The organism is Pseudomonas sp. GW823-FHT04A03 (assembly GCF_058796615.1).
Map to the genome: position 1 here is coordinate 79,040 of NZ_JBXAIV010000007.1, position 12,075 is coordinate 91,114.

7 protein-coding genes are annotated in these 12,075 nt (G+C 62.7%); 4 read left to right on the forward strand and 3 right to left on the reverse strand.

The features are described from left to right. The 3 genes from AC1Q9F_RS18500 to AC1Q9F_RS18510 form a co-directional block, all read right to left on the reverse strand. The gene (locus AC1Q9F_RS18500; protein WP_492620583.1) at window positions 1-1,593 is read right to left on the reverse strand and encodes a DHA2 family efflux MFS transporter permease subunit; all 1,593 of its coding nucleotides are present in this window, start codon (window positions 1,591-1,593) and stop codon (window positions 1-3) included. Beyond that, window positions 1,590-2,711 (reverse strand): HlyD family secretion protein, encoded by a 1,122-nt coding sequence (locus AC1Q9F_RS18505; protein ID WP_115078604.1) that lies wholly within the window; start codon window positions 2,709-2,711, stop codon window positions 1,590-1,592. Before AC1Q9F_RS18505 ends, AC1Q9F_RS18500 begins: the two co-directional genes overlap by 4 nt. Before the next feature lie 97 nt (window positions 2,712-2,808). Further along, window positions 2,809-3,573, reverse strand: coding sequence for an AraC family transcriptional regulator (locus AC1Q9F_RS18510; RefSeq protein ID WP_492620584.1), 765 nt, complete (start codon window positions 3,571-3,573; stop codon window positions 2,809-2,811). 97 nt (window positions 3,574-3,670) lie between these two features. Between AC1Q9F_RS18510 and AC1Q9F_RS18515 the strand changes: the two genes are divergently transcribed. The 4 genes from AC1Q9F_RS18515 (at window position 3,671) to AC1Q9F_RS18530 (ending at window position 12,075) form a co-directional block, all read left to right on the forward strand. Beyond that, window positions 3,671-4,804: an MFS transporter gene (locus tag AC1Q9F_RS18515; RefSeq protein WP_492620585.1), complete on the forward strand. Its 1,134-nt coding sequence runs from the start codon at window positions 3,671-3,673 to the stop codon at window positions 4,802-4,804. 105 nt (window positions 4,805-4,909) lie between these two features. Next, window positions 4,910-6,637: a ShlB/FhaC/HecB family hemolysin secretion/activation protein gene (locus AC1Q9F_RS18520; protein WP_492620586.1), complete on the forward strand. Its 1,728-nt coding sequence runs from the start codon at window positions 4,910-4,912 to the stop codon at window positions 6,635-6,637. 94 nt (window positions 6,638-6,731) lie between these two features. Further along, window positions 6,732-11,201 carry a hemagglutinin repeat-containing protein gene (locus tag AC1Q9F_RS18525; RefSeq protein WP_492620587.1) on the forward strand — a complete coding sequence of 1,490 codons (4,470 nt, stop codon included), beginning with the start codon at window positions 6,732-6,734 and terminating at the stop codon, window positions 11,199-11,201. 145 nt (window positions 11,202-11,346) lie between these two features. Beyond that, complete coding sequence (locus AC1Q9F_RS18530; protein WP_492620588.1) at window positions 11,347-12,075, forward strand: class II aldolase and adducin N-terminal domain-containing protein; 729 nt, start codon at window positions 11,347-11,349, stop codon at window positions 12,073-12,075.

Consider the following 12,075-nt stretch of genomic DNA (forward strand, 5'->3'; position numbering starts at 1 on the left):
TCAATGTGCATCGGCACTCGGCGCGGCCGGTGGTTGCACCTTGCGCATCAAGGGCACCATCGCCGTGGCGATGCCGAAGCACACCATGATCATCAGGAACGTGTCGCCGTAGGTTTGCGTCTGCGCTTCACGGTACGTCAGCAGCCATAGTTGACGCAGGCTGGCGGTGAGGCCGACATCGCCGCTCTGACCCAGCGCGGCGAAGTTGCCGCCGACCTGGGCCAGCCACTGATTCACCGCTTCGTTGCTGCTGTTCAGATGCTCCGCCAACCGGGTGAAGTGCAGGTTGGTGCGGTCGTTGAGAATGGTCGCGCACGCCGCAATCCCGATTGCACCGCCCAGATTGCGCATCAGGTTGAACAGGCCCGACGCATGCTTCAGCCGCGCCGGTGCCAAACCACCCAATGTCAATGTCACCGCCGGCGGCACAGCCAGTTGCTGGGCGATCCCGCGCAGGGCTTGCGGCAGCATCAATTCTCCGGCGCCCCAGTCGTGGGTAATCGGACTGAATTCCCACATCGACAACGCAAACAACGCCAGGCCCGCCATCATGATCCAGCGCAGATCGACGCGATTGGCCAGAAAGGCGTACAGCGGAATCGCCATGATCTGGAACACCCCGGTGGAGAAAACCGCCAGACCAATGTCCAGCGCCCCGTAGCCGCGCACCCGGCCGAGAAACAGCGGCGTCAGGTAAATCGTCGCGAACAGGCCGATCCCGGTGACGAAGGAAAAGAAGCAGCCGAGGGCGAAATTGCGATCCTTGAGCGCGCGCAGGTCGACGATCGGATTGGCTACATGCAACGTGCGGCCGATGAAGGCCAGCCCCGCGAGGCCACTGATCCACGCGGTGGTCAGAATCGTTTGATCGCTGAACCAGTTCCAGCGCGGGCCTTCTTCGAGGGTGTATTCCAGGCAGCCGAGAAACAGCGCCAGAAACACCATGCTCAGATAATCCGCGCCCTTGAGCAGCGACAGTTCCGGCTGATCGATCTTGACCAGCATCGGCACCGCCACGGCGACGAAAATCCCTGGCACCAGGTTGATGTAGAACAGCCAATGCCAGGAGGAAATGTCGGTGATCCAGCCGCCAATCACCGGGCCCAGCGTCGGTGCCAGCGATGCCACGGCGCCGATGGTCGCGGCGGCGATTACCCGCTGTTTGCCAGTGAAGAAAAAGAACGCCGTGGTGAACACCAGCGGAATCATCGAGCCGCCGAGAAAGCCCTGCAGCGCGCGAAAGGCGATCATGCTCTGAATGTTCCAGGCGATGCCGCAGAGCAGGCTGGCGAGGGTGAAACCGACCGCTGAAGCGCAGAACAGCCAGCGCGTGGAGAACACGCGCGACAGCCAGCCCGACAGCGGAATCACGATGATTTCGGCGATCAGGTAACTGGTCTGCACCCACGCCGTTTCATCGGTGCCGGCGGACAACCCGCCGCCGATATCGCGCAGCGAGGCCGAGACGATCTGGATGTCCAGCAGCGCGATGAACATGCCGATGCACATCGTGGCGAAGGCGAACACTTTGGTCGCCGTCGCCATCTCGGCGGCATTGAACGGCTGCGCGGGGGCGGTGAGGGCGGTGCTCATGGCGCGCTGGCCACGGCAGTGGTTTCAGGTTGGGCGCGGGTGTCGACTTCAGCGGTCACCGACAGGCCCGGACGCAGGTGGCCGAGCACGCCGTCGGCCGGGTCGAGCAGGATTCGCACCGGCACGCGCTGGACGATTTTGGTGAAGTTGCCGGTGGCGTTTTCCGGCGGCAGCACGCTGAATTGCGAACCGGTGGCCGGGGCGAGGCTGTCGAGGCGACCGTGGAATTCCTGGCCGGACAACACGTCGGCGCGGATGCTCACGCGCTGGCCGGGTTTCATCCGCGCCAGTTGGTCTTCCTTGAAATTGGCATCGACCCACAGACCGCTGGCCGGCACCACCGACAGTTGCTGCGAACCGGCCTGCGCGTAGGCGCCGACCCGCGCGCGGCGGTTGCCGATCACCCCGTCGACCGGGGCGCGCAGCTCGGTGTAGCCGAGGTTGAGTTGTGCCAGATCACGCTCGGCCCGGGCTTGCTGGAGGGCGGCGCGGGCCTGTTGTTTCTGGGTTTCGATCACGGTGAGTTGGCGTTGTGCGGCCAGCAGTTCGGCCTGGGCTTTGGCGCTCAAGGCTTGCGCGGTCTTGAAGGTGGCGTCGGCCCGTTGCGCGCTTTCCACCGAAACTGCGTTGGTGGTCACCAGACGCTTGTAGCGGGCGTTGTCGTCCCGCGAACGTGCGGTTTCGGCACTGGCGGCATCGATGCCGGCGCGGGCCTGACCGATCACCGCTTGCTGCAGTTGTTCGGTGGCGTCGAGGTTGGCCAGCAGCGCCTCTTCGGCGGCGACCGCACCTTCGGCCTTGGCCAGATTGGCGCGGTAGTCGCGGGCGTCGAGGCGGATCAGCACGTCGCCGGCCTTCACCTTCTGGTTGTCGCTGACCAGCACTTCCTCGATGTAACCGGCGACTTTCGGCCCGATCACCGTGACGTCGCCGCCAATGTAGGCATCGTCGGTCTCTTCGAGAAATCGCCCGGCGCCCCACCAATGCACGGCGTACAGCCCGGCGAACACCAGCGCGGCCAGACCCGCAGTGGGCAACAACAGGCGTTTGAGCAGAGGAGGTTTGGGGGCGCTGACCGGAACGGCGAGATCGGGTTCTACGGTGGGCATGCTGGTCATGGCGTAATACCTGGGGAAAGCGGATCGTTATTACGGATGTAATATGACGCTAGTAATATTTTGTGGCAATTGATTTTTATCGCCGGTCGTCAGTTGCTTACTTGAGCCAGGCGCCGGGTGTGCTGCCGGTCAGGGATTTGAAGAACGCAATGAATGCGCTGTCGCTGGCGAAGCCCAGTTCAAACGCGCAGTAGCCGAGGTTGCGTCCGGTGGCGAGCAATTCCATGGCGCGCATCAGCCGCCACTGCTGGCGCCATTGCTGATAGCTCATGCCGGTTTCGCGCTGGAAGATTCGGCCGATAGTGCGGCTGCTGGCGCCGATCTGTTGCTCCAGCACTTGCAACTCCGGCGGCAGTCGCTCGGGTTGTGCCAGCAGGAGCGCCAGGCGCTTGTCTTGCGGCAGGGGCAGGAGCATCGGTTGCTGCGCCGCGTCACGGATTTCACTCAGGCACAGTCCCAGCAAATGAACGAATTTGCCCTGCTGCCAATCAGTGGCGAAATCGGCAATCGCCATCGGTTCCAGCACCGCTCGCAGCAGCGGGCTGACCTCGATCACGCAGACCTGTTGCGGCAGTTCGCGGCACAACTCGGGCGTCAGGTAGATGGAGCGGTAATCGACGCTTTGCTGCATCACCGCCCGATGCGTCACGCCACCGGGAATCCACGCCGCCCGCGACGGTGGCAGCAGGCACAACTGCTGCGCCAGTGTGATGCGGGTGCAACCCCGCCGGGTGTAGAGCAGTTGCCCGCGCTGATGCTGATGCAGGCCGGAGTCGTGATCGCCGAGGGTAGAGGCGATGCCGATCACTGGTGCCGGAAAGCGATCCGGGTCAAAACGATCGTGAGCTTCGAGCCAGGCCATGGGTTGTCCGATTTCAACGATAAGTTGTCAGGATTCGGATAATACGTCAGCCACGGCTTTTTAAACTCCTCGGCGTTTTTGTTGAGGAGTCTTGGTGATGAACCAAAGAAAGTTGTTGATGTTGGCGATTGCACTGCTGATGTTCCCGCAGATCGCCCAGACCTTGTTCAGCCCGGCGCTGGGGGATATCGGTCGGGTATTTGATGTCGGTCCGCAAGCGGCGGCGCAGACCTTGTCGGTGTATTTCCTGGCCTTTGCGTTTGGTGTGGTGACGTGGGGCCGTGTGTGCGACCGGATCGGCCGGCGGCCTTCGATGCTCGCCGGTCTGGCGATTTATGTTTTTGCCTGCGTACTCGGCTTGAGCGTTCGCAGTTTCAACGGTTTGTTAATGGCTCAGGCGCTGGCGGCATTCGGTGCTGCTGTTGGCTCGGTGGTGACCCAGACGTTATTGCGTGACCGCTATCGCGGGAGCGAACTGGCCCAGGTGTTTTCTCTTGTAGGGATGGCGCTGGCGGCCAGCCCGGCCATTGGCCTGTTCAGTGGCGCGAGTCTGGTTCAGGGCTTTGGTTATCGCGGCGTGCTTGCTGCGTTGTTGCTACTGGCGTCGACCTTGTGGCTCTGGACCTGGCGCGCCTTGCCGGAAACCCGTCCACCACAACTGACCTCCGTCGGCCTGTTCGCAACCATGGGCGACATGCTGCGCGATCCCGGCATCTGGCGTTCGGCTTTGTGGATCGCAACGTTCAATGTTGCGTTGTTCAGCTATTACAGCCTCGGACCGTTTCTGTTCGAGCGGCTTGGACTGAGCAGTTCAGCGTTCGGCTACAGCGGCGTGATGCTCGCGTTGGCCTCAGGTTTTGGAGCATGGCTCAACAAACGCTTGCTGCTCATCGGTTGCAGTCCGCTGCAGTTGATTCGCCTTGCGGCCGTCACCGGTTTGCTCGGTGGCATCGGCGTGTGGTTGTTGCAGGCGCACGTCTGGTTCGTGCTACCGATGCTGCTGGTGGTACTGGCGTTCGGCATGGCGATTCCGAACATTCTGGGCTCAGCCTTGAGCAATTACACGGATCGTTTGGGTACCGCCGGCGCTTTGCTGGGATTGTTTTACTACCTGCTGATCGGCGGGGGATTGATGTTGGCAGCCTGGTCTCAGGCCGTCGGGGAAACCCTGATGATCTGCAACTTGCTGGCGTTATCGCTGGCGATCCGCGCTAAAAGGGCATTTGTTTAAGAAATGTAAGCAGCGTAGGAAGCGTCTTGCAATTGTGTAGGAAGGCTCTGACTATCACCGCTATTGATGGGGTGGCATTAAGCCAGTTGATTGCAAGGATGTTGAGTGCCGTATTCGCTTTGCGCTGTTTCTCGTAGTCGTTCCCTGCCTCGCCCGCTGTTGTCGGCCTTGTTGTTGAGTGTGTGTGCGCCCAGCGTTCTCGCCGCCGAAGCTCCAGCCCCTGGCCAGGAAGTGCTGCGCCAGCAACAACTGCAACAGCGCGATCTGCAACAGCTGCAACTCGAACAGCGCAAGCGCCAACTGGAGCGCGGCGCGTTCGGTCCGGCGCCTGCCACTCCGGCCATTCCTGAGTCGATCAAACCCGATGAGCGCTGCTGGCCCTTGAGTGGTACGCGTATCGGTGGTGTCACGCTGATCGACCGCGACCAACTCAATGCCCGCATCAAGCCATTGCTGGCGCCGTGCATGGGCGTCGGCCAGATCAACCATCTGCTGGCGACCATCACCGCGCTGTACGTGGAGAAGGGCTACATCGCCAGTCGGCCATACCTGAGCAGTGCGCCAACGGCGGGGCAATCGCTGGATATCCTGATCGATGAAGGTTACATCGAGTCCATCGAACTGGCCGACCAAAGCCTGCCAGTGTCCCTCGGCGGGGCGTTTCCGGGCATGCTCGGCAAACCGCTGAACCTGCGGGATCTAGAGCAGGGTCTGGATCAGTTGAACCGTCTGCGCTCGCTTGATCTGACCGCCGACATCGCCCCCGGCAGTCAACCCGGCGCGTCAAAAATCATCCTGCGTTCGCGTACCTCGGGGCAGTCGCGCTGGGCACTTGGGGCCGGTTTCGACAACCTCGGCAGCGCCAGCACCGGTCGTGATCGCGACACGTTGAGCCTGACCCTCGACAGCCCGCTCGAACTCAACGACCTGCTGAGTCTCAGCGCCAGCGACACCCTCAATCAGGGCGACCGCTACAGCCGCAACGCCAGCCTCTATTACGCGATTCCCTACGGTTACTGGACGTTCAGCACCTTCGCCAGCCACGCCGAATACCGCGCGCCGTTCAAACTCAGCGCGGCGACCCTGCACAGCACCGGCATCACCGATCAACTCAGCCTGCGCGCCGACCGGGTGTTGTGGCGCGACCAGAGCCATCAGCTCAGCGCCAACCTGCAACTGGCGCACAAGGACGTCGACAGCTATCTGGAAAGCGTCCGCCTCGGCATCCAGAGCCCGACCCTGACTGTGGCCGAGGCCGGGCTCAATCTGTTCTGGCTCGACCGCGCGGTGTGGAACCTCGACGTCAATTACGCCCAGGGTTTGCGCTGGTTCGGCGCCAACGACGATGCCGATCGCCAGGTCAAGAACCTGCCCAAGGCGCAGTTTCGCAAGTATCGCGCCGGCCTCAGCCAATGGCGCAATGGCCAGCTCGGCACGCAAGCCTGGCAATGGCAGAGCCAACTCAACTTGCAGTACAGCCCGGATCCGCTGCCAGCCATCGAACAGTTGCTCGGCACCGACGATTCCGCTGTGCGCGGTTACCGTGTCAGCAGCGCGTCCGGCGCCAGTGGCGCGATCTGGCGCAACACTCTTCGCCTGCCGCTGCGCACCGATTTGCCGGTGCAGCTCACCCCGCGCGTCGGCCTCGACCACGGCTGGATCAAGGCCGATCACGGCGCCCCGGTCCAACGCCTGAGCGGCGCCAGCGTCGGCCTCAATCTGGGCTGGAAAAACCTGCAAGTGGACGTCGATTATCAACGCAGTCTGAACACCCCGACCGGCCTGCACCGCGAGCCTGAAACCTGGCTGATGCGGGTCGGATTACAGATATGAACGTCAGTGAACAACAGCCATCGGACCTGAGCGCGACAGCCGTGGCCTTCTACTCAACGCGCAACGTGATGCCGCACTACATGGAGAGTTTTTTATGCCAATGAATACCTTTGCGTTTCATCTTTCCCCACGGGGCAAACTGCGCTGGGCCATTGCCAGCCTGTTCCTGGTCGCTCACCTGCCGTCCGCCATGGCCGGCGGTGTGGTGGTCGCGCCCGGCCCCGGCGGCACCGCGCAATTGCAGACCCAGGGCGGCGTCCCGATCGTCAACATCGTCGCTCCCAACGGCTCGGGTCTGTCGCACAACCAGTTCCTCGACTACAACGTCGACCGTCAGGGCCTGGTCCTGAACAACGCCTTGCAGGCCGGGCAATCGCAGCTCGCCGGGCAACTGGCGGCCAACCCGCAATTGCAGGGCCAGGCCGCGAGCGTGATCCTCAACGAAGTGATCAGCCGCAATCCGTCGGCCATCAACGGCGCCCAGGAAATCTTCGGTCGCGCCGCCGACTACGTACTCGCTAACCCGAACGGCATTTCGGTGAACGGCGGCAGTTTCATCAACACGCCAAACGCCAATCTGGTGGTCGGCCGTCCCGAGCTGAACGACGGCAAGCTGCAAGCCCTGAGCACCCGCGACGCCACCGGTCAGTTGCAGATCCAGGGCGGTGGGCTGCGCAACGGCGAAGGCTCGATCAACCTGATCGCGCCGCGCATCGACAGCCAGGGTGCGATTACTGCGCGCGATCAACTGAACCTCACCGTCGGGCGAAATCAGGTCGACTACGCCAGCGGCCAGGTGAAAGCCGTGGACCCGGCGGGCAACACCACCGATCAACGGATCGACGCCAGCCTGTTCGGCGCGATGCAGGCCGGACGCATCAACATCGTCAGCACCGCTGAAGGCGCGGGCGTGAAGGTCGGCGCTGTGCAAGTCGCCGGGCGTGACGGCGTGCAGATTCGTTCTGCGGGCGACTTGAGCGTCAGCGGTCAGGCGATCTCGGACAGCCTGGACGTGACCCGTGCCGGCATTCGCAGCAGCCAGGGCGACGTCGGGCTGCGCAGCGGCAAGGATCTGACGCTGGCTGCCACTGATGTCAGCGGTCGTGATGTGAAGGTCGATGCCAAGCGCAATCTGACGCTGACCACCGTCGAAAGCCGCAAGCTCCAGGAACAGCGCGAGAACTGGAACAACAGCACCATCGGCATCACCTGGGAAACTTATGAGCGCACCAAGACCGACAGCGATTCGCGCCAGCACGGCACCCAGATCGTTGCCAGCCGCGACGCGCAACTGTCGTCCGGCAAAGACACCGAACTGAAAGCCGCCAAGGTCGACGCGAAGAACAACCTCAGCGTGCAAAGCGGCGGCGATGTGCGCCTGACCGCCGCCACTGAAAGCCACACCCAGACCGATCAGGGCAAGCACCGCAAGCACCTGTGGAAAGCCGATTGGGACAGCAGCAGCGAAGAACAGCGCAGCGTCACCAGCCAGTTGAAAGGCGGCAACATCGCCCTGCAAACCGCTGCACTGCTGCGCTCCGAAGGCGCCGAACTGAACAGCGCCGGCGATCTGCAACTGGCCGGCAAACAGGTGGAAATCACCACTGCGACCCGCACCAACCGCAGCAGCGACAACCGCTATTCCGGTGATCTGGTCGGCGGCGGTTTCTTCGGCAAGACCGGCGACGCCGACAAGGGCCAGACCCAACATCAGGGCAGCAAGATCAACGCGGCCGGCAAACTGGTGGTGAAGGCAGACGACGTGCGCATCAGCGGCAGCCAGGTGCGTGGCGGCAAGGACGCCAGCGTGATCAGCGACAACGGTTCGCTGACCATCGATGGCGTGCAGGACACCTCGCACAGCAACAACCACGACAAGGACAGCAAGTTCTTCGGCATCACCAAGGACGAGTCCCGGCAGAACAGCAAGGACAGCACCACGGTGCGCAGCGAGCTGGCTTCCGACAGCAACCTCAAGCTGAAAAGCGCCAAAGACATCGAAGTCGCCGGTTCCACAGTCAAGGCCGGCGGTTCGCTGACGGCGGACGCGGTGGGTGATGTGAATGTGCATTCGACGCAGAATACTCACGACAGCAGCAACAGCACGCAGACTCGTGGTTTCGACGCTTACGCCAAGGAGCAATCGGCGGAGCAGTATCGCGCCGGCGTGCATTACGAAGACAAGGCGCAAACAGTCACCGCCAACGACGTCACCCAGCAGGGCTCCAGCCTCAGCGGCGGCAGCGTGCAGGTGAAGGCGGGCGGCGACGTGACGCTCAAGGGCGCCGAGGTGAAATCCACCGCTGGCGACACAACGCTGAGCGGCAAGAACGTCTCGTTGCTGGCCGAGCAGGACAGCCATAGCACCTCGACCGAAACCCGCAGCACCGGCGGCGGTTTCTACTACACCGGCGGCCTCGACCGTGCGGGCAGCGGCGTGGATTTCTCGCACAGCACTTCGCAGGACACCACCGCTAAAACCACCGCGCAAACCACCGGTGTGCAGAGCAGCGGCAACCTGAACATCAACGCTGACAAACTCGCCACCGAAGGCGCGCAACTGAAGGCCGGCAACGGTCTGAACGTCGCCGCCAACGAAGTCGACAACCGTGCCGCCAGCAACACCGAAAGCAGCACTCACAGCGAGAGCAACTGGTCGGCGGACATCGGCGCCAACGTCGAGTACAAAGACATCGCCCGGCCGATTGCCGGCGCGGTGAAAGAAGTGCTCGACGGCAAGGTGCCAGACAAGGACGCACTGGCCAATCTCGGCCAGCCGAACGTCGGTATCGACGTGGCAATCGGTCATGCCGGCGCCGATAAAACCGAGCAGGGCAGCAACGCCGTGGTCAGCCGGTTCGACGGTCAGACCGTGGACGTGAAGGTCGGCGGCACGCTGCACGACCAGGGCACCCAGTACAACGCCAGCGCTGGCAAAGTGAACATCAGCGCCGACAAACTGGTGGCCGATGCCGCGAACAACACCCACAGCAGCACCGAAAAATCGGTGGATGCCAAGGTCGATGTGCGCGTCTACACCAAGACCGGTGAAGACGTGAACGTGGCCGGCAGCGGCGCGGGTGGCAGCAGTCAGTCGAGCAAGAATAGTTCCACCGCGGTGGTCGGCGGTTACGCTGGCAATCAGGGCGTGAACATCAATGTCGGCGGCGATGCACAGTTCGAAGGCAGCCGTTTCGATGGCGGGCAGGGCGGTGTCAGCGTCAAGACTGGCGGTGATCTGGCGCTGAATCAGGCCAACGACCACCAGAGCAGCGACAGCTCCAGCCTGCGCGGCGACGGTTCGCTGACCGTTGGCACCTTGCCGGGCACCGACGGCACCAATGTCGATCTCGGCGCCGGGTTCCAGCTCGATCACAAAGGCAACCAGACCACCGACAGCCAGGCGCACGTCGCCAGCCTCAGCGGCAACGGCCCGGTGCAATTGAGCAGCGGCGGCAATCAGGTTCAGCAAGGCACGAAGATCGACAGCGTTGGCGCTATCGACCTGAAGGCTGGCGGCAAACTCGACCTGCAAGCAGCTACCGATTCGCACGTCGCCACCGGCAGCAATCTCGGCGGCGGTCTGAAGGTCGGCGGCAGCAAGACCAGCAGCGAGAAGAGCCGCGATCAGGGCGGCAACCTCAGCGGCAACTTCAACATCGGCCGGGTCAACGAGAACACGCAGACCCTCAGCGGTGGCCAGCTCAACAGCCAGAACGGGATCGCATTGAGCGGCGATTCGGTGCACCTGCAAGGCACTCAGGTCAGCGCGCCAAACGTCAGCATCGACGCGCAGAAGGGCGGCTTCGTTCAGGAGTCCGCGCAGTCCACCGACAACCGCAATAACTGGAACGTAGCGCTGAACGCCGGTGGCAATCTGAGCAAAAGCACACCGACCGCCGCCGATGAAAAAGTCAGCAGCGATCACGGCTTCAATGCCGGGGCCAAGGTGGGCGTGGATTACCTGCAAGGCACCACTCAGCAGAACAGCCAGATCAAGGCTGACACGGTGGTGTTGAACAGCGGCGGTGATGTGAGCCTGAGCGGTGCGCGGATCGAGGCGCGCAATGTCAGCGGCACAGTGGCGGGTGATCTGACGGTTGAAAGCCGTCAGGACTCCAGCACTCACGCCAAGGTCGATGTGGATCTGGGCCTGACCGCCAAGAAGACCCCGGCCGACGACAAGGGAAAACTGGCGGGCACCGACTACAAGCCGACGCTGAAAGTCGACGGCGAGTACGCGCACAAGGACAGCGTGAAACAGGCGTCCGGCATCAGCGCTGGTCAGGGTGTGAATCTCACCGTCGGCGGCGCTACCCAGCTGACCGGCGCGCGGATTTCCGCCACCGAAGGCAAGGTCGATCTGGGCGGTTCGAAGGTCAGCAGCAGCGATCTGAGCAACCTCGACTACGGCGTAAAAGCCGGCCTGGATCTGCCGCACAAAACCGAAGAAAACGCACCGAAGGTTTCCCTTGAAAACGGCAACCTGAAAGTCGGTCCGGTGACTCTGAGCGGTCATCTGGACAGTCAATCTCTGCAAGCCGGGATCGACGAAAGAGGCTGATTTACCGTCAGTGAAACCGGCGGGGGCGAGCCAGCTCGCTCCCGCTTCTGATGAACACCCCGCTCAAAACGGCAGCCACTGTCGTTTCCCGTCAAGTCGATAAATGCATGCGCTCTACACTCGGGTGAAACCGGGAGGCCGCGCCATGCACGACAACGTCGAACACCTGAGAATCCAGCTGGCCTGCGCCCTGCGCTGGGCCGCACGTTTGAACCTGCACGAATCCATCGCCAATCATTTCAGCGTGGCCATCTCAGCGGATGGTCGCGAGTTTCTGATCAACCCCTACGGCAAACCCTTCTCGCGGATCCGCGCCAGTGATCTGCTGTTGCTCGATGCCGACGACCCGGCCAGTCTCGACCGCCCGGACGCCCCGGACATCACCGCCTGGGCCTTGCACAGCGCCTTGCACCGCAACCAGCCCCAGGCCCGTTGCATCCTGCACACCCACAGCAAATACGCGACGACGCTGGCCTGCCTGAAAGACTCGCGGCTGCCACCGATCGAGCAGAACAGCATGCGGTTTTTCGAGCGGGTGGCGATTGATGACGGCTTTGACGGCATGGGCCTTGGGGAAGAAGCGGAGCGGGTGAGCAGGCTGCTTGGTGACAAGCCGATCCTGCTGATGGGCAATCACGGATTGTTGGTCGCGGCGCCGAGCGTGGCTCAGGCGTTTGATGATCTTTATTACTTCGAGCGGGCTTGCGAGGTGTACATCGCCGCACTGGCGACCGGGCGTGAGTTGCGCGTGGCCAGCGATGAAGTGGCGCGCAAGACGTGTCGGCAATGGCTGGATTATCCGGGGTTTGCGGATAAGCATTTCAACGCGCTAATGGAAATCCTTGATGAGGAAGAGCCGGCGTATCGGCAGTAA

Coding starts and splice junctions, on each gene's coding strand:
- AC1Q9F_RS18500 (WP_492620583.1), bottom strand. CDS start 1,593: ATGAGCACCGCCCTCACCGCCCCCGCGCAGCCGTTCAATGCCGCCGAG.
- AC1Q9F_RS18505 (WP_115078604.1), bottom strand. CDS start 2,711: ATGACCAGCATGCCCACCGTAGAACCCGATCTCGCCGTTCCGGTCAGC.
- AC1Q9F_RS18510 (WP_492620584.1), bottom strand. CDS start 3,573: ATGGCCTGGCTCGAAGCTCACGATCGTTTTGACCCGGATCGCTTTCCG.
- AC1Q9F_RS18515 (WP_492620585.1), top strand. CDS start 3,671: ATGAACCAAAGAAAGTTGTTGATGTTGGCGATTGCACTGCTGATGTTC.
- AC1Q9F_RS18525 (WP_492620587.1), top strand. CDS start 6,732: ATGCCAATGAATACCTTTGCGTTTCATCTTTCCCCACGGGGCAAACTG.
- AC1Q9F_RS18530 (WP_492620588.1), top strand. CDS start 11,347: ATGCACGACAACGTCGAACACCTGAGAATCCAGCTGGCCTGCGCCCTG.